Annotated in this window: 22 protein-coding genes; 12 read left to right on the top strand and 10 right to left on the bottom strand. The window is 72.0% G+C overall.

Going from position 1 to position 18407, the window contains the following annotated elements; all coding sequences use genetic code 11:
• Positions 1 to 94: 94 nt before the first annotated feature.
• Complete coding sequence (locus tag ACIBEJ_RS14915; protein WP_397183236.1) at positions 95 to 790, top strand: hypothetical protein; 696 nt, start codon at positions 95 to 97, stop codon at positions 788 to 790.
• Here the strand turns inward: ACIBEJ_RS14915 and ACIBEJ_RS14910 are convergent.
• The gene (locus tag ACIBEJ_RS14910; protein ID WP_397183235.1) at positions 787 to 921 is read right to left on the bottom strand and encodes a hypothetical protein; all 135 of its coding nucleotides are present in this window, start codon (positions 919 to 921) and stop codon (positions 787 to 789) included. The two genes, ACIBEJ_RS14915 and ACIBEJ_RS14910, sit on opposite strands and share 4 nt — an antisense overlap.
• A 148-nt stretch (positions 922 to 1069) precedes the next feature.
• Between ACIBEJ_RS14910 and ACIBEJ_RS14905 the strand changes: the two genes are divergently transcribed.
• Positions 1070 to 1954 carry a sulfotransferase family protein gene (locus tag ACIBEJ_RS14905; RefSeq protein WP_397183234.1) on the top strand — a complete coding sequence of 295 codons (885 nt, stop codon included), beginning with the start codon at positions 1070 to 1072 and terminating at the stop codon, positions 1952 to 1954.
• A gap of 62 nt (positions 1955 to 2016) precedes the next feature.
• Entirely contained in the window at positions 2017 to 3372 is a 1356-nt protein-coding gene (locus ACIBEJ_RS14900) for an arylsulfatase (RefSeq protein WP_397183233.1), read from the top strand.
• Positions 3373 to 3488: 116 nt separating this feature from the next.
• On the opposite strand, the gene ACIBEJ_RS14895 is transcribed toward ACIBEJ_RS14900, so the two are convergent.
• Entirely contained in the window at positions 3489 to 4247 is a 759-nt protein-coding gene (locus ACIBEJ_RS14895) for a helix-turn-helix domain-containing protein (protein ID WP_397183232.1), read from the bottom strand.
• A 70-nt stretch (positions 4248 to 4317) separates the two neighbouring features.
• On the opposite strand from ACIBEJ_RS14895, the gene ACIBEJ_RS14890 reads away from it, so the two are divergent.
• On the top strand, positions 4318 to 5124 hold the full coding sequence (locus tag ACIBEJ_RS14890; RefSeq protein ID WP_397183231.1) for a phytanoyl-CoA dioxygenase family protein: 807 nt from the start codon (positions 4318 to 4320) through the stop codon (positions 5122 to 5124).
• Positions 5121 to 5384: a hypothetical protein gene (locus ACIBEJ_RS14885; RefSeq protein WP_397183230.1), complete on the top strand. Its 264-nt coding sequence runs from the start codon at positions 5121 to 5123 to the stop codon at positions 5382 to 5384. Before ACIBEJ_RS14890 ends, ACIBEJ_RS14885 begins: the two co-directional genes overlap by 4 nt.
• On the opposite strand, the gene ACIBEJ_RS14880 is transcribed toward ACIBEJ_RS14885, so the two are convergent.
• Positions 5373 to 6593: a phytase gene (locus ACIBEJ_RS14880; RefSeq protein WP_397183229.1), complete on the bottom strand. Its 1221-nt coding sequence runs from the start codon at positions 6591 to 6593 to the stop codon at positions 5373 to 5375. The genes ACIBEJ_RS14885 and ACIBEJ_RS14880 overlap by 12 nt on opposite strands.
• Before the next feature lie 51 nt (positions 6594 to 6644).
• Positions 6645 to 7784 carry an ROK family protein gene (locus tag ACIBEJ_RS14875; RefSeq protein ID WP_397183228.1) on the bottom strand — a complete coding sequence of 380 codons (1140 nt, stop codon included), beginning with the start codon at positions 7782 to 7784 and terminating at the stop codon, positions 6645 to 6647.
• Positions 7785 to 7911: 127 nt separating this feature from the next.
• On the opposite strand from ACIBEJ_RS14875, the gene ACIBEJ_RS14870 reads away from it, so the two are divergent.
• The 5 genes from ACIBEJ_RS14870 to ACIBEJ_RS14850 are packed head-to-tail and all read left to right on the top strand — an operon-like array spanning position 7912 to position 11948.
• Positions 7912 to 8640 carry an amino acid ABC transporter ATP-binding protein gene (locus ACIBEJ_RS14870; RefSeq protein ID WP_397183227.1) on the top strand — a complete coding sequence of 243 codons (729 nt, stop codon included), beginning with the start codon at positions 7912 to 7914 and terminating at the stop codon, positions 8638 to 8640.
• A gap of 18 nt (positions 8641 to 8658) precedes the next feature.
• On the top strand, positions 8659 to 9576 hold the full coding sequence (locus ACIBEJ_RS14865; RefSeq protein WP_397183226.1) for a glutamate ABC transporter substrate-binding protein: 918 nt from the start codon (positions 8659 to 8661) through the stop codon (positions 9574 to 9576).
• Positions 9576 to 10220 (top strand): amino acid ABC transporter permease, encoded by a 645-nt coding sequence (locus ACIBEJ_RS14860; protein ID WP_397183225.1) that lies wholly within the window; start codon positions 9576 to 9578, stop codon positions 10218 to 10220. Before ACIBEJ_RS14865 ends, ACIBEJ_RS14860 begins: the two co-directional genes overlap by 1 nt.
• Positions 10217 to 11014, top strand: a complete 798-nt coding sequence (locus tag ACIBEJ_RS14855) for an amino acid ABC transporter permease (RefSeq protein ID WP_397183224.1) — start codon at positions 10217 to 10219, stop codon at positions 11012 to 11014. Before ACIBEJ_RS14860 ends, ACIBEJ_RS14855 begins: the two co-directional genes overlap by 4 nt.
• Positions 11007 to 11948, top strand: coding sequence for an asparaginase (locus tag ACIBEJ_RS14850; RefSeq protein WP_397183223.1), 942 nt, complete (start codon positions 11007 to 11009; stop codon positions 11946 to 11948). Before ACIBEJ_RS14855 ends, ACIBEJ_RS14850 begins: the two co-directional genes overlap by 8 nt.
• Positions 11949 to 12011: 63 nt before the next feature.
• Here ACIBEJ_RS14850 and ACIBEJ_RS14845 read toward each other — a convergent pair whose 3' ends face one another.
• Entirely contained in the window at positions 12012 to 12839 is an 828-nt protein-coding gene (locus ACIBEJ_RS14845; protein ID WP_397183222.1) for a PHP domain-containing protein, read from the bottom strand.
• A gap of 126 nt (positions 12840 to 12965) precedes the next feature.
• Here ACIBEJ_RS14845 and ACIBEJ_RS14840 point away from each other — a divergent pair, with 126 nt between their 5' ends.
• Together ACIBEJ_RS14840 and ACIBEJ_RS14835 are read left to right on the top strand one after the other, a co-directional pair.
• Positions 12966 to 14039, top strand: a complete 1074-nt coding sequence (locus tag ACIBEJ_RS14840) for an LLM class flavin-dependent oxidoreductase (protein WP_397183264.1) — start codon at positions 12966 to 12968, stop codon at positions 14037 to 14039.
• Entirely contained in the window at positions 14036 to 14623 is a 588-nt protein-coding gene (locus tag ACIBEJ_RS14835; RefSeq protein WP_397183221.1) for a CE1759 family FMN reductase, read from the top strand. The genes ACIBEJ_RS14840 and ACIBEJ_RS14835 overlap by 4 nt, the downstream gene beginning before the upstream one ends.
• Positions 14624 to 14897: 274 nt before the next feature.
• On the opposite strand, the gene ACIBEJ_RS14830 is transcribed toward ACIBEJ_RS14835, so the two are convergent.
• The 5 genes from ACIBEJ_RS14830 to ACIBEJ_RS14810 are packed head-to-tail and all read right to left on the bottom strand — an operon-like array spanning position 14898 to position 18353.
• Entirely contained in the window at positions 14898 to 15806 is a 909-nt protein-coding gene (locus ACIBEJ_RS14830; protein ID WP_397183220.1) for an SGNH/GDSL hydrolase family protein, read from the bottom strand.
• A 37-nt stretch (positions 15807 to 15843) separates the two neighbouring features.
• On the bottom strand, positions 15844 to 16530 hold the full coding sequence (locus ACIBEJ_RS14825) for a type 1 glutamine amidotransferase (protein ID WP_397183219.1): 687 nt from the start codon (positions 16528 to 16530) through the stop codon (positions 15844 to 15846).
• A complete protein-coding gene (locus ACIBEJ_RS14820) occupies positions 16523 to 16921 on the bottom strand; it encodes a DUF5655 domain-containing protein (RefSeq protein ID WP_397183218.1) in 399 nt (132 codons plus the stop codon). Before ACIBEJ_RS14820 ends, ACIBEJ_RS14825 begins: the two co-directional genes overlap by 8 nt.
• On the bottom strand, positions 16918 to 17562 hold the full coding sequence (locus tag ACIBEJ_RS14815; RefSeq protein WP_397183217.1) for a hypothetical protein: 645 nt from the start codon (positions 17560 to 17562) through the stop codon (positions 16918 to 16920). Before ACIBEJ_RS14815 ends, ACIBEJ_RS14820 begins: the two co-directional genes overlap by 4 nt.
• 53 nt (positions 17563 to 17615) lie before the next feature.
• Complete coding sequence (locus tag ACIBEJ_RS14810; RefSeq protein ID WP_397183216.1) at positions 17616 to 18353, bottom strand: sulfite exporter TauE/SafE family protein; 738 nt, start codon at positions 18351 to 18353, stop codon at positions 17616 to 17618.
• Between the last annotated feature and the right edge of the window lie 54 nt (positions 18354 to 18407).

The raw sequence follows: 18407 nt of genomic DNA, 5'->3' as shown, positions 1-18407 counted from the left end.
TCAGTCATATCGAAACGGGCCATGCCCGAGTTCTACCAGTCATGACCAGCCCGCTCCCCGGCCTCACCTAGATCCGAACTCCGAACAGCTCCTAGTGGCCGAGCAGGGGTACGGGGCCCTGGCGGCGTTCGCGGCCCTGCTGGCGCTGTCGGTGTGGTGGCAGCGCCGCGCGCGGGATCCGATTCTCCCGCCGAGGCTGTTCGCCGTCCCGGCGCTGCGCGTGGTCCTGCCCGCCACCGCACTGCTGGGCGCGCTGCTCGGCGGCTCGCTGGTCTACCTGCCCACGTTCGTCCAGGCGGCGTACGGCATGGGCGCCACCCAGGCGGGGCTGGCGCTGACGCCCTATGTCCTGACGTTCACGGCGGTGTCGTTCGCGGCGGGCGCCGTGCCCGGTGCGAGGGTCCGGCCGTTTCTGCCGGCCGGGGGGCTGATCGTGGTGCTGGGGTTCGTGTCGCTGAGCCGGGTGGGGCCGGGCACGCCGTACCCGCAGTTCGCCGTGGTGCTCGGCGTGCTCGGGGTGGGGTTCGGGCTGCTCATGCAGAACCTGGTGGTGGTCGCGCAGAACGCCGCCGCCCCCGCGGACCTGGCCGCGACCACCTCGGCCGCCATGACCGCGCGCGGACTCGGCCTCTCGCTCGGCGTGTCCGCGTTCGGCGCGCTGCTCACGCGCACGCTGGAAGCGCACCCGGGCGGCGCGCGCGCCACGGCGGCGGCCGTCCCCGAGGCGCTGGCCTGGGGTGTGCCCGCCGCCGTCGTCCTGGTCGTGCTGCTCGCGTTCCTGCCCCGCTAGATGTGCAGGAGGAACTCCGCCGTGTCCAGCACCCAGATCAGCCCCCACATCGCCACAACCCACAGATGACCGGATCCCCGCCCGGACCCGCCCCAGGTCCGCATACACACCAGCCCCCTCGACGGTGTCATGCCTCCCAGTCTGTCGCGAACGTCGATCGAAAGCGCGGCTTGTCGGGAAATTGCGGCTTGTCGGGAAATGTGGTGAACGGCGGCAAGCCGAACACGTTCTCAGCCGGGGTTAACGCGTGGTTAACCGGCTCCCTCTACGGTGCCGGGCATGAACTGGAAGTACCGAGCGAACGCCACGCTCGAAGGTCTCACCGGGTACACGCTCTCCCGGGCCACCCGCGTGCCCCGCCCGGCGCCGCCGCCGAAGCCGCACCCCGCGCTGGTGCGGCTGCCCGACGACGAGGTGCGCGGCCCGGTCGATCCGGTGCACGACCGGCTGCTGCGCGCTCCGGTCTTCCTGTTCTCCTCGGTGCGCTCGGGCTCCACGCTGCTGCGGGTCCTGCTCAACAGCCACTCGCTGATCCACTCCCCGATCGAGACACACTTCCGCCGCGTGACGTCGGGCTTCCCCACCGATCCGGTACGGCAGGCCGTCGCCGCCCTCGGCCACACGCACAGCGACGTGGAGCACCTGGTCTGGGACCGCCTCCTGCACAGGGAACTGGCCCGCAGCGGCAAGGAGATCCTGGTGGAGAAGACGCCGAGCAACGTCTTCGCCTGGCGGCGCATCGCCACCTGCTGGCCGGACGCCCGCTTCCTGTTCCTGCTGCGGCACCCGATGTCGATCGCGCAGTCCTGGCACGAGGCCGACCCCGACAACCGGCCCATGGACGAGGCGGTCAGCCGTACCCTCAACTACATGGTCTACCTGCAGGAGGCCCGCGAGCACCTGCCCGGTATGACCCTCACCTACGAGGACCTGGTCGCCGAGCCCGCGCCCGTGCTGCGCAAGGTCTGCGACTTCCTCCAGGTGGACTGGGAGCCCGCCATGCTGGAGTACGGCTCGCGCGACCACGGCGGCTTCGTCAAGGGCATCGGCGACTGGCGCGACAAGATCCGCACCGGCACCGTGGTCGAGGGAAGGCCGCTGCCCTCGCCCGGCGAGGTTCCCGAGAAGCTCGTGGAGATCTGCCGCCGGTGGCGCTACCTGTGAGTTCGCCCGTGGTTCACGGGTCGTTGGCCTGGCGTTCCCCCACGGCCTCCAAGGTGTCCGACATGATCTCCGGGCCCTCTCGCCGCACCGTGCTCACCGGCGCCATGGCCGCCCCTCTCCTGGGCGGCTCCACCATCCGCACGACCTCGGGACCGCCCGCGCGGCCGAACGTGGTGGTGGTGCTCGCCGACGACCTGGGGTGGGGCGAGGTCGGTTTCCAGGGGCAGCGCGCGATCGCGACCCCCCACCTGGACCGGCTGGCGGCCGAGGGCGTGCGCTTCGAGGCGGCCTACTCGGGCGCGCCGCTGTGCGCGCCCTCGCGCTGCGCGCTGCTGACCGGCCTGCACGCCGGGCACGGAACGGTCAGGGAGAACCCGGAGGGCGGGCCGCAGCGCTCGCTCACCGACGCCGACCTGACCTTCGGCGGGCTGATGCAACTGGCCGGGTACGACACCGCGTGCATCGGCAAGTGGGGGTTCGGACCCGACCTGCCCGGCCAGCCCTCGCACCCCAACGAGCGGGGCTTCGGGGAGTTCTTCGGGTTCATCGGGCACCGGGCCGCCCACCGGTACTACCCGGAGCGGCTCTGGCACAACGACCGCACCGTGCCCTTCCACGGACGCGCCTACGCGCCCGACCTGTTCAGGCAGCAGGCGGTGCGGTTCATCAAGAAGGAGCGCGAGCGGCCGTTCCTGCTCTACTACCCGACCACGCTGCCGCACTCGCCGAGCGTGGTGCCGGGCGGGGACGCCGGGCCGTACGAGAAGCGGCCGTGGACCGGCCCGAACCGGCGGCACGCGGCGCAGGTGGCCAGGCTGGACGCGGACGTGGCCGCGCTGGTGCGCGCGCTGCGCGACAGCGGGCAGGCCGAGCGCACGGTCGTACTGTTCACCAGCGACAACGGGCCGCACCGGGAGAAGGGCGTGACGCCCGAGCTGTTCGACTCCAACGGACCGTTCCGCGGCGACAAGCGCGAGCTGTACGAGGGCGGCATCCGGGTGCCGATGATCGCCTGGTCGCCGTCGGTGAAGGCGCGGGTCGAGCGGCGGCCGGTGGCGTTCTGGGACGTGCTGCCGACGCTGGCGGACCTGGCCGGGATGCCGGTCCCCGAGGGGCTGGACGGGGTGTCGTTGCGCGGCGCGCTGACCGGGGCGGGGGCGCCGAAGCGGCGGCACCTGATCTGGAACCGGCCGCGCAAGGTCCAGGCGATCCGGCGCGGGCGGTGGAAGGTGATCAGATTCGCGCCGGGGATCGCGGGGGCGGGGCCGCGCGGGCGGGTGGAGCTGTACGACCTGCGCGAGGATCCCGGCGAGCGCCGCGACCTGGCGGCCCTGCGGCCGGATCTGGTCGCCGACCTGCTGGCCGAGCTGGACGGCGCGATCGGGCCCGACCCACGCCGGCCGTACGCGCCGCTCTAAAGCTCTGGGAGCTCTAAGAGCTCTAAGAGCTCTTAGAGCTCTAAGAGCTCTAAGAGCTCTAAGAGCTCTGGGAGCTCTGGGATTTATGGGAGCTCTGGGAGCCGCGCCCGAGCGGGTCAGCCCGGCTGGCGGATGGCGCGCGGCGCGGCACCCAGCTCGCGGCGGCACGCCTTGTTGAACGCCTGGAGGTCGGCCAGGCCCACGGCGGCGGCCACCGCCGGGATCGGCAGCGTGGTCTCGCGCAGCAGGTGCCTGGCCTGCTCCATGCGGCGGCGCCGGATGTAGGCGACGACCGTGTCGCCGGTCTCGGCGCGGAACAGGCGGGTCAGGTGGTTGTGCGAGATGCCCGCGGCGCCCGCCACCTCGGGCACGGTCAGCGGCTGGGCCAGGTGCGACTCGATGTGCGCGATGGCGAGGCGGACCGCGGCGTGCGGGCCCTGCGACTCGGCCAGCCGGGCCACCCGCCACAGCACCGTCCAGGCCGCGGCGGCGGCCATCGCGGGCGTCGCGGGCGCGGCGGTGATCGCCTGGCGCAGCAGGTCGCGCAGGAACGGGGTGTCGGCCCCGGCGTCCTGCATCAGCGGCACCGTGACGGGCTCGCCCAGCTCGGGCAGGCGCAGGTGGGCGTAGAGGTGCTCGGAGCGGCCCTCGTAGAAGTACTGGACGAGCTCGCCGGGCGGGATCAGGCTGACCCGGCCCGGCCGGATCTCGTGGGTACGCCCGCCGACGGTCAGCCGGGCGGTGTAGCCGTACAGGTGGAGCTGCCACAGCTCGCGCAGGCGGAAGATGTCGCGGCGGCGGCCGACCCCGTGCACGCCCACGCCCGCGTTGGCCACCTCGGGCGGCGCGCCGAGCCGCAACGTCACCCGGTCCATGGTGAGAATCTACCAGTAATGGTGAACCAGACCCACGAACGAGCAGGGCCTGCGATCCTACGGTTGACGCATGGAAACCACTCTTCTCACCTCGGTGGAGGTGGCGCGGTTCGTGGCCCAGGGGTTCCTGCGGCTCGACGCCGCGGTGCCGGAGGAGCTCAACGCGGAGGCGATCGGCGTCTTCTCCGCGGGCATCCCCCCGGTCCCGTACGGCACGCCGCTGCCGCTGGCCTTCCCGGAGGGCTCCTTCGCCCGCCGCCTGGTCGAGGTCCCCCGGGTGGCCGGGGCGCTGCGCAGCCTGGTCGGGCCGGATCCGACCGTCGACCACCACCACGTCCACGTGCGCGAGCCCAAGGGCGGCAGCGCCCAGCCGCTGCACGGCGACGCCATCATCGACACCCGCACCGACGCCTTCGACGTGCAGCTCATGTACTTCCCGCACGAGGTGAGCCCGGCCATGGGCGGGACGCTGCTGGTGCCGGGCAGCCACCTGCGGCGTACCAACGAGAGCGACACCGGCCGCTACCAGAACCTGCGCGGGCAGATCAGGCTGACCTGCCCGGCGGGCACCGTGCTGCTGCTGCACCACGGCATCTGGCACGGCGGGCGGCGCAACGACAGCGACGAGCCGCGCCACATGTTCAAGATCCGCTTCAACCCGACCGTCCGGCAGGTGCGCCTCTGGGACACCTCCGACCTGGACGATCCGGGCATCGCGGCGGAGCTGTCCACCCGCTTCCCCTGGTACGAGCCCGCCACCGGCCGGCTGGAGATCTACAACCGGGTGGCGATGTGGCGTGCGATGACCGGCTTCGACGGGTTCGACGTCGACCACTGGGCCACCCGAGTCAGCAATCGTCCCCGGAGGATCGCGTGAAGCAGCAGGTTCTGGTCCTGTACCTGGCCACCTCGGCCCTGGACGCCGACGTCGTGGGCTGGGCCTCCTACGACGGCACCGGCCGCACCGACCCGACCACGGGCGACAGCGACGAGCCGCCCTACGAGAGCGGCGTCGCGGCCCTGCGGGACGGCTGGCGGCTGTTCCAGGCCTCCCAGCTCATCCCGCCCTACCCGGGCCACGAGTACGAGACGTCGTTCCTCAAGCACGAGTTCTTCTTCGAGAAGCTAGCGGACTAGCCGCGTGTCCCAGGGCACGAACTTGAAGTTGGTGTTCTCCCGGTCGCCGTCCGCCGGGGTGTTCTGCCCGTCGTGGACGACCAGCAGGCCCTTGCGGAACCGGCCGAGCGGCTCGCCGACGACCATCGCGCCGTCGCTGTGCTCGGTGGCGTCGATGCCCCGGCCGGTTCCGACCCGGAAGGAGCCGAGGTAGGCGTTGCGGCCCTCGCGGCGGTAGGCGGCGAAGGTGTTGTCGCCCTGGCTGGCGGCCAGCAGGTAGCCGTCGCCGCCCTTGCCGTACCAGATGGTCAGGCCCTCGGCGTCGGCGGCCAGGTGCTCGCCGCCGTAGCCGCGGTCCTCGCCGGGCAGGCACTCCTCGGTCCCGGGGTCGTAGGTGTCCTGCCTGCCGTACTCCTTGACCTTGTCGACCAGCACGGGGGCGCCGGACAGGTCCGCGCGCAGCCGCCAGATGCCGACGTCCTCCTGCGCGGCGTAGAGCACGTCCCTGCCGCGGTCGACGACCATGCCCTCGACCTGGGCCAGCTCGCCCGGCTCGCCGCACGGCCGCCACCGCGAGCCGTCGGGCAGCTCGAAGGCGCGGGGCAGGTCGAGGGTGCGCACCACCTTGTAGCTCACCCTGCCGCGCCGCTCGGTCAGCTTGGCGAGGCCGATCCTGGTCTGGTGGCGGCGGCTGACCAGCGCGTAGTCGCCGCCGCCGTCCTGCCAGGTGGCCAGGCCGTAGGCGGTGCGGGCCTCGTTGACCTCTTGCTGGTCCTTGTTGAAGACGTACGGCGCCGCCGGGTCGCTCACGTCGGTCAGGCGCAGCGTGGCCGGGTCGATCGCGTAGAAGCGGAGCTGGTCGCGCCCCCGGTCGGAGACGACGGCCAGGTCCCTGCCGTGGAAGCCGTAGACGAGGTCGACGTTGTTGAAGCGGCCGGGCTCGTCGTCCGCGCCGGGCGCGGGCGGGGCGGCGATGTGCTGGAGCTGCCTGCCGTCGAGGTCGTAGACGTACAGGCCGCCTTCCTTGGCGGTGGCGATGACCAGGCTGCGGGCGGAGTCCTTCTTGTTGACCCAGATGGCGGGGTCGTCGCCGTTGGCGTTGCCGCCGGCCGCGTCGTCGAACAGGGCCGGGGTCTCGGCGATCGGCGTGGCCTGAGGCAGGTCGGAGGCGGCCGTGGCGGGCGCCGCGCCGACGGCGACCAGCGCGAGGCCGAGCAGGAGGGTTCGCATGCGCGGAGTGTGGCGTCCGCGCGGGAACGGCCGGTGAACGGCGGCTGACGGCTAGAGGACGGCGTCGAGCAGGAGCGCTCCACCGCCGAGCAGCGCCGCGTCCTGACCGGCGCGGGCGGGGGCGATCTCCAGCTCGCGGGTGGCCAGCGGCAGGCAGCGCTCGTAGACCGCCGCCCTGATCGAGGCGATGAGCGGCTCGGCCGCGGCCAGGCTGCCGCCGACGGCGATCACGTCGGGGTTGAAGAAGTTGACCAGGACCGTGAGCACCTCGCCGATCATGCGCCCGGCGGTCCGGACGAGGCTGGTGGCCTCGGGCACGGCGTCGTCCACCAGGCCGACGATGTCGGCGGGCCGGGCGACGAGGATGCCGGCCTCGGCCAGGGCCGCCTGGAGCGCGGCGCCGCTGGCGTAGGCCTCCAGGCAGTCGGAGTGGCCGCAGGCGCAGACGATCGAGGAGTCGGTGCGTACCCTGACGTGGCTGATGTCCCCGGCGGCGCCCCTGCCGCGGTGGAGGCGGCCGTTGACGACGACGCCGCAGCCGATGCCGGTCCCGGCCTTGAGGACCATGAGGTTGTCGGCACCCGGCCAGGAGCGCGCCTCGCCGACGGCCATGAGGTTGGCGTCGTTCTCGACCAGGACGGGCAGGTCGTAGCGGGCGCGCAGGTGGTCGGCGACGGGGAAGTTGTTCCAGCCGGGCATCCGGGAGGGCCCGACCACGCGCCCGGTGGCGGGGTCGACGGGGCCGGGGATGCCGGTGCCGACGCCGCGCAGCGGCACCCCCGGGGGCGCGTGCGCCTCCAGGAGCTCGTCGAAGGCGTCGGCCAGCCAGTCGAGGACCGCTTCCGGCCCTGCTGTTATATCGGCTTCACGCTCCTGTACGGCCAGCGGCGTGCCGCTGAGGTCGAGCAGGCCGAGCCGTACGTGATGGGCCCCGAGGTCGGCCACGGTGAGCACCCCCGCGGCCGGGGACAGCCTGAGCCGGCGGGGACGGCGGCCGCCGCGCGAGGTGCCCGAGCCCTCCTCCACGAGCAGCCGGGCGTCGAGCAGCTCCTCCACGCGCAGCGACACGCTGGAGGCCGCCAGGCCCGACAGACGCGCCAGTTCCGCGCGGGATTCGGCCTGCCCGGTGGCGACGAGCCGCAGCAGTTCCCCCTGCGCCCCGGTCACCGGCAGTCGCTCTTTGCCAGACATGTGGAGATGAATACCATGCTTCGGCTTTGTTCGACAACGTGTTGACTTCGCATGAAATCATCTATTACGGTCCGCTCTATCTTCGATATCGAAGGAAGTAGACCTCATCGCCAAAGGAAAAGGCTGGATGATTCGGGCCAGAGGGCTGAACAAGTGGTTCGGCGAACACCACGTGCTGCGGGACGTCGACCTCGACGTCGCGCGGGGCGAGGTCGTCGTGGTGGTCGGCCCGTCCGGGTCCGGCAAGTCCACGCTCTGCCGCTGCCTCAACCGGCTGGAGACCGTCCAGCGGGGCGAGATCGCCATCGACGGCGTTCCGGCGCCCCTGGAGGGCCGCGAGCTGGCGAAGCTGCGGGCCGACGTGGGGATGGTGTTCCAGTCCTTCAACCTCTTCCAGCATATGAGCGTTCTGGACAACGTCACGCTCGCTCCGGTGAAGGTGCGCGGCGACAGCCGTACCGACGCCGAGAAGGGCGCGCGTGAGCTGCTGGAGCGCGTCGGCATCGGCGCGCAGGCGGACAAGCTGCCCGCGCAGTTGTCCGGCGGCCAGCAGCAGCGGGCGGCCATCGCCCGCGCGCTGGCGATGCGGCCCAAGGTCATGCTCTTCGACGAGCCCACCTCGGCGCTCGACCCCGAGATGGTCGGCGAGGTGCTCGACGTCATGACCGGGCTGGCCGCCGACGGCATGACCATGGTCGTGGTGACCCACGAGATGGGCTTCGCGCGCAAGGCCGCCGACCGCGTGGTGTTCATGGCCGACGGCCAGATCGTCGAACAGGGCGCCCCCGCGGCGTTCTTCGACTCCCCGCAGACGGACCGGGCCAGGGACTTCCTGGCCAAAGTACTGACTCACTAACCGCAAGGGATGGTGTCCATGAAGAAGATGGTCGCTGTCGTCGCCGTGTCGATGCTCGGCCTGGCCGCGTGTTCCAGCACCGGCGGCGGCTCGAACCCGGCCGTGCCCGGGGAGGCCAAGCCTGCCGCGAGCGACCTGCTGGCGAAGGCGCCGGTCGCCGACGCCGCCGCGATCGTGCCGGGCTCGACGATGGAGAAGATCAAGAAGCGCGGCGAGCTGCTCGTCGGCGGCTCGCTGGACGCGCCGCTGCTGTCGCAGCAGAACCCGGTCAGCGGCGAGGTCGAGGGCTTCGACGCCTCCATGGGCAAGGCGCTGGCCAAGTACATCATCGGCGAGCCCAAGGTGAAGATCGTGAACTCGGCGTCGGAGACGCGCGAGGCGCTGATCGGCAACGGCACCGTGGACGTCGTCTTCCAGACGTACACGATCACGCCGGAGCGGGCCAAGCAGGTCTCCTTCGCCGGGCCGTACTACACCTCCGGGCTGTCGATCGCGGTCAAGAAGGGCACCACCGGCATCGCCAAGCCCGAGGACCTCAACGGCAAGAAGGTCATCGCCGGCGCCAACACCCCCGCCATCCCGGCCATCAAGAAGCTCGCGCCGCAGGCGGAGATCATCACCTTCGGCTCCGACCCCGAGTGCATGCAGGCGCTCAAGCAGGACCGCGGCGTCGCCTACGTCCAGGACGAGACGCTCCTGGCCGCCAACGCGCAGAAGGACCCGACCGTCCAGGTGATTGGCAACCCCTTCACCGAGGACCCCTACGGCATCGGGCTCAAGCACGGCGACGAGCAGTTCAAGAAGTTCGTCAACGACTGGCTCAAGAAGATGCAGGACGCCGGCGTCTGGCAGCAGGCGTGGAAGGACTCCCTCGGCACCGTCGTCAAGGGTGAGGCCCCCGCGCCGCCGGCGATCGGCTCGGTGCCGGGTTCCTGATGTCCGTCCTCCTGGACCACCTGCCGGAGTTGTGGCAGGGCCTCCTCGTGACGCTCCAGCTCACCGTCGCGTCGTTCCTCGGCGCGGCGGTGCTCGGGGTGCTGGTCACGGCGATGCGGGTGAGTCCGGTTCCCGTGCTGCGGGCGCTGGGCACCGCCTACGTCGAGACCTTCCAGAACCTGCCGCTGCTCGTGCTGCTCGTCCTGGTGTTCTTCGGGCTGCCGGAGATCGGGATCCAGGGGCCGCCGATGGCCACCGCGATCGTGGTCATCGCCGTCTACCAGGCCGCGTACATGGCCGAGGCGCTGCGCTCCGGCGTCAACTCCGTGTCCAAGGGGCAGGCTGAGGCGGCCAGGGCGCTCGGGCTGACGTTCGGCCAGTCGCTGCGGCTGGTCATCCTGCCGCAGGCGCTGCGCACGGTCGTGCAGCCGCTCGGCAACCTCACCATCCAGCTCATCATGTCCACGGCGCTGGCCGGCGCGATCAGCGTCGTCGACCTGACCGAGGTGGCCAAGCGGGTGAACCTCCAGGAGGCCCAGCCCATCGCGATCTTCGTGGGGTCCGGCCTCGCGTACGTGGCCCTCGCCGCGGCGGTCGGCTACGTCACCGGACGGCTGGAGCGGCGGCTGGTGATCGTGCGATGAGCAGCGTGCTGTTCGACGAGCCTGGACCGCGCGCCAGGCGCAGGATCCGGATCGCCACCGTCCTCGGCGTGCTGGCCACGCTGGCGCTGGCAGCCCTCGCCGTGCGCCAGTTCGCCGCCAACGGGCAGCTCGCCGCCGACCGGTGGCTGCCCTACGCCACCTGGCCCATGTGGCGCTACCTGCTCGACGGCCTGTGGTCGACCATCCTGTCGGCGGTCGTCGCCGCGGCCCTGTCCATGGCGTTCGGCCTCGTGCTGGCGCTGGGCAGGCTGTCGTCGCGGCGCTGGCTGCGGGCGCCGGCCACGGCGTACATCGAGGTCGTGCGGACCATCCCCGCGCTGCTGCTCGTCTACGTCGTGCTGTTCGCGCTGCCCAAGTACGGCCTGGACCTGCCGCTGTTCTGGAAGCTCGTGGTGCCGCTCACGGCGTCCAACGCCGCAGCCTTCGCCGAGATCTTCCGCGCCGGCATCCTGTCGGTCGAACGTGGCCAGACCGAGGCTGGCCTGGCCGTCGGCCTCACCCGCGGCCAGACCATGCGGATGATCGTGCTGCCCCAGGCGGCCCGCCGCGTGCTGCCGTCCATCGTCAGCCAGTCCGTCGGCCTGCTGAAGGACACCTCGCTCGGCTTCATCGTCAGCTACGGCGAGCTGTTCTACTCGGGCAAGGTCCTCGTCGCCTACAACGGGCTGCTCATCCAGACCTACATCGTGATCGCGCTCATCTACCTCGTGGTCAACGCCTCCCTGTCCAAGCTCGCCAGGGTTCTGGAGCGAAGGAGTTCCGCACGTGCCTGAATTTCCCGCCCTCGCCGAGGTCGTCCGCTCCGGCTTCGTGGAAAGCGTCCACTACGGCAGCGCCGTGGGCCTCGGCCCCGACGGCCGCCCCGAGGTCGTGCTCGGGCCGGTGGACGCGCCGATCCTGCCGCGCTCGTCGGCGAAGCCGTTCCAGGCGCTGGCCTGCCTGACCTCCGGCGCGGCCCTGCCGGGCGCGCGCCTGGCCATCGCCGCGGGCAGCCACACCGGCGAGGACTTCCACGTGCGCCTCGTCGAAGAGCTCCTCGAGGAGTACGGCCTGCGCACCGCCGACCTGCTCTGCCCCGAGGACTGGCCGGAGGACGAGGCCACCCGGCTGCGCCTGATCCGCGCGGGCGCGGCCAGGACGCGCGAGCGCATGAACTGCTCGGGCAAGCACGCCGCCATGCTGGCCGCCTCCGTGGCCAACGGCTGGGACACCGCCTCCTACCTCTCCCCCGGCCACCCGCTGCAGCTCGCGATCCGCGCCACCGTGGAGGAGCTGTCCGGGGAGAAGGCGGCGGCGGTGACCGTGGACGGCTGCGGGGCGCCGCTGTTCGGCATGACGCTGGCCGGGCTGGCCCGCGCCGTGCGCGCCCTCGTCCTGGCCGCGCCCGGCACCGCCCCCCGGCAGGTGGCCGACGCGATGCGCGAGCACCCCGAGTACGTGGGCGGGACCGGGCACCAGAACACCGACCTGATGCGGGCGCTGCCCGGGGCCGTGGTGAAGGGCGGGGCGGAGGGTGTGCTGGTGGCGGCGCTCGCCTCGGGGCACACGGCCGCGGTCAAGGTGATCGACGGCAGCCCGCGGGCCACGTCGGCCGTCGCGGTGTCGGTGCTGGCGCGGATGGGGTGCGAGGTGTCGGGGGCCGACTCCTTCACCCGCGTCCCGGTGCTGGGCGGCGGCCGCCCGGTCGGCGAGATCCACGCCCTCTGACCCTTCGGCACCTTCCGCCCGCTGCCTGCCCGTTTGGCGCGCTTTGGCTCCGTGGCGCCCCGGTCAGGGGTGGTTCGTGGCTGAGGCGGCGAGGGCCTCGTAGTCCTGCTCTGAGGTGGTCTCGCTGCCCAGGCGGTGGCCGGTCAGCCTGCCGTGGTCGTCGCTGGAGCCGGTCACCACCAGGCCCAGGTCGGCGGCCAGACCGCGCAGATGTGCGCGGGCCGGCTCGTCGTGGTCGGGGTGGTCGGCCTCCACGCCGGTCAGCCCCGCCCCGGCCAGTTCGGCGATCCAGGCGTCCGGCAGCGGGTGGCCGCGCCTGGGGTGGGCCAGCACGGCGGTTCCGCCGGCGGCGCGCACGAGCGCCACGGCCCGGAGCGGGTCGGGGGCATAGCGGGTCACGTGAGCACGCCCGCCCGTGCCGATCCACTCGGCCGTGAAGGCGTCGGCGGGCGTCGGCACCACGCCCAGCGTGGCCAGCACCCGCGCGACGTGCGGCCGCCCGACCACGCCGCCGCCCGCCACCGCCGTGACCATGTCCATCGTGATCGGCACGCCCAGCTCGGTCAGCCGCCCCACCATCGCCTCGGCCCGCCCGTCGCGCGCCTGCCTGATCAGCTCGCACTCGCGCACCAGAGCCGCGTCCGCGGGATCGAACCAGTACGCCAGCAGGTGCACGCTGTGCCCGTCGCGGCGGCACGACATCTCCATGCCGGGCACCAGCTTCACTCCCGACTCCCGCGCGGCCCGCCCGGCCTCCTCGTGCCCGGCCGTGGTGTCGTGGTCGGTCAGCGCGAGGACGCCGACGCCGGCCGCGGCGGCCCGCCGTACCACCTCGGAGGGCGGCGAGGTGCCGTCGGAGGCGTCACTGTGGCTGTGCAGATCGATGCGCATGACCTTGATTGTGGCGGACGGGCGGTCACGTCCAGGAGATCATGATGGTCCTAGGGAATAAGCAAGGGACCGGCGGCGCTTAGGGCAGTCGAGTTGAAAGTTCAATAGTCAAGGTTGGTGATGAAAGTGCAGTTCGGCATCTTCAGTGTGGGCGACGTGACGACCGACCCGACAGACGGCCGGACTCCCACCGAGAACGAGCGCATCAAGGCCATGGTCACGATCGCGCTGAAGGCGGAGGAGGCCGGGCTCGACGTCTTCGCGACGGGCGAGCACCACAACCCGCCGTTCGTGCCCTCCTCCCCCACGACCATGCTCGGGTACATCGCCGCGCGTACCTCACGGCTGATCCTCTCGACCGCGACCACGCTGATCACCACCAACGACCCGGTGAAGATCGCCGAGGACTTCGCGATGCTCCAGCACCTCGCGGACGGGCGCGTGGACCTCATGATGGGCCGCGGCAACACCGGCCCCGTCTACCCATGGTTCGGCCAGGACATCCGCCAGGGCATCCCGCTGGCCATCGAGAACTACGCCCTGCTCCACCAGCTCTGGCGCGAGGACGTCGTCGACTGGAAGGGCCGCTTCCGCACCCCTCTCCAGGGCTTCACCTCGACGCCGCGCCCCCTGGACGGCGTCCCGCCGTTCGTCTGGCACGGCTCCATCCGCTCGCCGGAGATCGCCGAGCAGGCCGCGTACTACGGAGACGGCTTCTTCGCCAACAACATCTTCTGGCCGAAGGAGCACTTCCAGCGCCTCATCGAGCTCTACCGCGAGCGCTACGCCCACTACGGCCACGGCACACCAGAGCAGGCGATCGTCGGGCTCGGCGGGCAGGTGTTCATGCGGGCCAAGTCCCAGGACGCGGTACGCGAGTTCCGCCCCTACTTCGACAACGCCCCCGTCTACGGCCACGGCCCCTCCCTGGAGGACTTCACCGCCGAGACGCCCCTCACCGTCGGCAGCCCGCAGCAGGTCATCGACAAGACGCTGACCTTCAGGGACTCCTTCGGCGACTACCAGCGCCAACTCTTCCTCGTGGACCACGCGGGACTGCCGCTGAAGACCGTGCTGGAGCAGATCGACATCCTCGGCGAGGAGGTCGTGCCGGTGCTGCGCAAGGAGTTCGCGATCGGCCGGCCCGCCGAGGTGCCCGACGCGCCCACCCACCTGTCCCGACTTGGAGAGAAGTCATGAAGCTCGCCGCCGTCACGGCCGGACTCACCCAGCCCTCCGCCACCCGCCTGCTGACCGACCGGCTGGTAGAGGCCACCGTGCGCGCCGTGGGCGAGGAGGTCGAGGTGGAGGTCGTCGAGCTGCGCGACCTGGCCACGGAGATCGCCAACAACTTCGTGACCGGGTTCGCCGGGCGGGCGCTGCGTACCGCGCAGGAGGCGGTCACCTCGGCCGACGGGCTGATCGCGGTCACCCCGATCTTCAGCGCGTCCTACAGCGGGCTGTTCAAGTCGTTCTTCGACGTGCTGGACCCCGAGTCGCTGGAGGCCAAGCCGACGCTGATCGCGGCCACGGGCGGGACGCCGCGGCACTCGCTGGCGCTGGAGCACGCCATGCGGCCGATGTTCACCTACCTGCACGCGGTCGTGGCGCCCACTTCGGTGTACGCGGCGGCCGAGGACTGGGGCAACGACGACGGGCTGCCGGACCGGGTCCGGCGGGCGGCCGGCGAACTGGCCGGCCTCATGCGCCACCGCGCTCCGGTCCGCGAGGAACGCCTCATCCCCTTCACCGAACACCTCGCCGCCCTGACCCGCGACCAGTAACCCACCGCCCCCGCCCACCCCGGGACGCGACGCGCCTCACTCAGACCATCGAGGCGCATCGGGTCATCGCACACGCTCCCGGACGGCGTCTCGCCGGTCGCCCTGAGGCGGTGTCCCCGCCGGTCAGGAGCAGCACGCGTGTCGTCGCGGGGCGAAAGCCCGCGGGTGGGCAGCGCCTCCCGGCAACTCGCGTGTTGCCGGGAGCCGGTGGCTCGCCGGTTGGCGGCGGGCGCTCCGCTCTGGTGGCGGGTGGTGGGGCGGGCCGTACCTGGGCTCAGACCTTGGCGGGTTTGAGCAGGGCCAGGACGGTGCGGGCCTGGTGGTCGGCGCCGCGCTGGTTCGGGTGGAAGGGGATGACCGGGCCCAGCGGGTCAGTGGACAGGGGGAGCAGGCCCTCGACCCAGCGCACCCCCGGCCGCCGGCAGACGTCGTGGCCGCGGCTGGTGGTGTAGGTGTCGACGAGGCGGACGCCGGTGGTCCTGGCCACTCGGGTCAGCATGGCGTTGAGCTCGTCGAGCTTGTCGGACAGCCAGTCCATGTCGAGGTCGGTGATCTGGACGTAGGGGTAGCAGCCGCCGACGTCGGGCAGGCCCGCCAGGTAGTCGACCAGGAGGATCTCGGCGCGGGGTGAGCGCTGCTTGATGCCGTTCACGGCTGCGACCACCTTGGGCTCCGTTGCGCGGATATTTCCGGACATGCGGTCTACCCCGTCCACCACCCACCGCTTCTTGCACGGAGCGCCGAACGGCGCGGGCAGCGTCTTGCCCGCCAGCGTCAGCGTCGGCAGCAGGCTGACGCAGTCTCCCACGGCCGCGGCCAGCCCCGCGTCGTTGCCGCCGATGCCCAGCGTCACCAGGTCGGTGGTGGCGCTCAGCCGGTCGAACTGCGGCCGGTTCACCCCGTCGATCAGACCCCTGATCCGCGTGACGTCGTGCGACCTGGTCATGTGGTCGGTGGTCGCGCCCGCGCAGGTCGCGTCACGGAACGTGGTGACGCCGAGAGCGGCGGCGACCTGTTTGGGGTAGTTCTTGGAGCTCTGTACGCACCCGCTCGGCACGTGCTTGGTCGTGAGGTTGACGATCGAGACGTCGGCGCTCCACGAGTCGCCCAGCGCGACGTACTCGCGGACACCGGAGGCGGGCGTCGTGACCAGGCCCGCGACGAGGATCAGAGGTAGCAGCACCCGCCCATTGTGGCGGTCACCCTATGCATCTGTCCGGTTACTGTGTGGATACCAGCGTGGCGAACCGGGTGGCCACCGTGCGCCAGATCGGGGTGGAGACGGGCTCGTCGGCCACCGCACGCGCGTACACCTCGTCGGGGTCGAAGCCGTCCACCTCCCACTGCCGGATCCGCTCGGGCAGCACCTCGGGATGAAACTGCACCCCCCACGCCCGGCCGCCCACCCGGAACGCCTGGTACGGGCAGCGTCTGGTCGAGGCCAGCCACGCGGCGCCCGGCGGCAGCGCGGTGACGGCGTCCACGTGGTGCTCGATCGCGGGCACGACCTCCGGCAGGCCGTGGAAGAGCGGGTCGTCGCCGGCCTCGGGGCGGATCGTCACGGGCGTGCTGCCGTTCTCCGGCGCGCCGGCGTCGGCCGTCACCACCCCGCCCGCCACGTGCGCGAGCAACTGCCCGCCCAGGCAGATCCCGAAGTACGGCACCGCCCGCTCGATCGCCTGCACCGCGAGCTTCCGGGTCTGGGCCAGCCAGGGCGCGCGGGCGTCGTCGCCGGGCAGGTAGCCGCCGCCCAGCACGACCATCGCCGCGTGCTCCAGCGTCTCGGGCAGCTCCGCCCCCTCGTGGGCGGGCACGACGTCCGGCCGCAGCCCCTCCGCCGCCAGCCAGTCGCCAAACCGCCCAGGGCCGCCGCTCCGGCTGTTCTGCACGATCAGGACGTCACGCATCGTAGGCCTCCGCCATCCAGTCGAGGATCTGCCCGTCCACGTCCTCGGGGCGGGTGAGCTTGAAGAAGTGCGCGTAGCGGCCGGAGCCCATCGCGAAGCTGCGCGCCAGCAGCGGGTGCGCGATCGGCCTGGCCAGGGTGATCTCCACCTGGAGGCTGCGCGCCTTGGGCCGGATCTCGGCGAACTTCCGCTCCGCCTTGAGGAACACCCCGACGCCGACCGCGTCCTCGTGCAGGGGGCCGAGCGGCTCGACGAGCCGGTCGTAGATCTCCCGGTAGGCCTCGGGCCACGGCGCGAACACCTCGTCCACGGTCACGCCGGGCACGCACACGTGCGACTGCCGCTCACGTCCGAACTCACGGTCGCAGCGGGGGCAGACCCATCTGGTCATTCCCGGTGCATGGGCCGCGTGGCGTCCTCGCCGCCCGGCGGGTGCTGCGGCTGGAAGACCGAGCCCGGCTCCTGTCCCGGGGGCCGCTGGAAGGCCGACGGCTGCTGCTCGTGCGGCTGGAAGGCAGAGGGCTGGTGGTCCTGCGGCTGGAAGGCGGACGGCTGGTGGTCCTGGAGGTGGTACTGCGGGCCGCCCGGCCCGTACGGCCCCGCCGTACCGTGGCCGGGGACGGCCCTCGACCCGCGCCAGCGCGAGGGGAAGAACGACGCCACGAGCATCCCCACGCCCAGCAGCAGCAGGATGCCGGTGTACATGAGCGTCGTGAGCCCCCGGTTGAACATGTTGGGCAGGAAGTCCGGCAGCAGCCTGAGCCTGAGCGACATCTCCAGGATCGGGAAGAGGCCGAGAACGGTGTAGATCAGCCCGCCGATGATCGTGGCCACCGGCGAGATCCGCGAGCTGAACAGGAACGCCAGCAGCACCCCCGCGCCCGCCATGACCGCGAGCCCGACCCACGGGGCGGTGTAGGTCTGCATGGAGTAGTTGAACCTGTCCAGGCCGAAGGACAGCGCCACCACCAGCAACGGCGCCAGCAGGAGCCCTGCCAGTACTCCCAGTCCGTGCCGTGCTCCGTTCGACATGTCTGACCCCCGATCCGGTTAGTGCCATAACCTACCCCGTTGTCCGGCGAGGGTCACGGGGCCGTGTAGGTGTCGTACCCGAGCTTGGCGGCCACCGCGAGCCCGCAGGCGGCGGCGAGGTAGCGCAGGCTCTGGCCGGGCAGCCGCCGGGCGATCTTGGGCCCGATCCACCCGCCCAGCAGGAACCCGGCGGCCAGCGGGCCCACCGCGCCCCAGTCGACCGGCCCGAACAGTGCGAACCCGACGGCCGCCACCGCGTTCGCCAGCCCGGACAGGACGTTCTTCACCGCGTTGACCTTGGCCGCAGGATGGTCGAGCACGGCGGACAGGATCGCGAACATGAGGATCCCGCCCGCCGCCCCGAAGTACCCGACGTAGACGGCGACGGCGTACAGGGCCAGCTTGGCCATCACCCCGTGCTCGTGCAGGCGGCTCGCGGTGGGCGGCCGGACCAGCACCAGCGAGGCGCCGGCGATGAGCCACGGCATGATCAGCTCGAACGTCCTGGCCGGGGTGACCAGCAGCAGCGCCGCTCCCGAGGCGCCGCCCAGCGCGGTCACCCACCCCAGGCGCAGCACCCTGCCGCCCTCTCCGCGCAGCTCGGGACGGGACCCGGCGGCGGCGCCGACGCCGGTGAACAGCAGCGCGACGGTGTTGGTGACGTTGGCGGTCAGCGGCGCCATGCCGAAGGCCAGCAGGGCCGGGTAGGAGACGACCGAGGCGAGGCTGACGACCGTGCTGACGATCCCGGCGGCGATCCCCACCCCGAGCAACCCCAGCAACTCGATCACCCCGACATGCTAGGAGGTCGCCGTCCGCTCCCCCGCGCCGGGGTGTCCGGCCTC

Origin of the sequence: Nonomuraea sp. NPDC050790 (assembly GCF_044456745.1) — a bacterium.
GTDB lineage: Bacteria > Actinomycetota > Actinomycetes > Streptosporangiales > Streptosporangiaceae > Nonomuraea.
This window is presented reverse-complemented; position numbering and strand designations above follow the sequence as displayed.

What these genes read in the sequence shown, in the direction of transcription:
- ACIBEJ_RS14815 (WP_397183217.1), bottom strand. Translation starts at nt 17,562, where the DNA reads ATGTCGAACGGAGCACGGCACGGACTGGGAGTACTGGCAGGGCTCCTG.
- ACIBEJ_RS14870 (WP_397183227.1), top strand. Translation starts at nt 7,912, where the DNA reads ATGATTCGGGCCAGAGGGCTGAACAAGTGGTTCGGCGAACACCACGTG.
- ACIBEJ_RS14880 (WP_397183229.1), bottom strand. Translation starts at nt 6,593, where the DNA reads ATGCGAACCCTCCTGCTCGGCCTCGCGCTGGTCGCCGTCGGCGCGGCG.
- ACIBEJ_RS14825 (WP_397183219.1), bottom strand. Translation starts at nt 16,530, where the DNA reads ATGCGTGACGTCCTGATCGTGCAGAACAGCCGGAGCGGCGGCCCTGGG.
- ACIBEJ_RS14820 (WP_397183218.1), bottom strand. Translation starts at nt 16,921, where the DNA reads ATGACCAGATGGGTCTGCCCCCGCTGCGACCGTGAGTTCGGACGTGAG.
- ACIBEJ_RS14845 (WP_397183222.1), bottom strand. Translation starts at nt 12,839, where the DNA reads ATGCGCATCGATCTGCACAGCCACAGTGACGCCTCCGACGGCACCTCG.
- ACIBEJ_RS14855 (WP_397183224.1), top strand. Translation starts at nt 10,217, where the DNA reads ATGAGCAGCGTGCTGTTCGACGAGCCTGGACCGCGCGCCAGGCGCAGG.
- ACIBEJ_RS14835 (WP_397183221.1), top strand. Translation starts at nt 14,036, where the DNA reads ATGAAGCTCGCCGCCGTCACGGCCGGACTCACCCAGCCCTCCGCCACC.
- ACIBEJ_RS14890 (WP_397183231.1), top strand. Translation starts at nt 4,318, where the DNA reads ATGGAAACCACTCTTCTCACCTCGGTGGAGGTGGCGCGGTTCGTGGCC.
- ACIBEJ_RS14865 (WP_397183226.1), top strand. Translation starts at nt 8,659, where the DNA reads ATGAAGAAGATGGTCGCTGTCGTCGCCGTGTCGATGCTCGGCCTGGCC.
- ACIBEJ_RS14905 (WP_397183234.1), top strand. Translation starts at nt 1,070, where the DNA reads ATGAACTGGAAGTACCGAGCGAACGCCACGCTCGAAGGTCTCACCGGG.
- ACIBEJ_RS14860 (WP_397183225.1), top strand. Translation starts at nt 9,576, where the DNA reads ATGTCCGTCCTCCTGGACCACCTGCCGGAGTTGTGGCAGGGCCTCCTC.
- ACIBEJ_RS14910 (WP_397183235.1), bottom strand. Translation starts at nt 921, where the DNA reads ATGACACCGTCGAGGGGGCTGGTGTGTATGCGGACCTGGGGCGGGTCC.
- ACIBEJ_RS14900 (WP_397183233.1), top strand. Translation starts at nt 2,017, where the DNA reads ATGATCTCCGGGCCCTCTCGCCGCACCGTGCTCACCGGCGCCATGGCC.
- ACIBEJ_RS14895 (WP_397183232.1), bottom strand. Translation starts at nt 4,247, where the DNA reads ATGGACCGGGTGACGTTGCGGCTCGGCGCGCCGCCCGAGGTGGCCAAC.
- ACIBEJ_RS14875 (WP_397183228.1), bottom strand. Translation starts at nt 7,784, where the DNA reads ATGTCTGGCAAAGAGCGACTGCCGGTGACCGGGGCGCAGGGGGAACTG.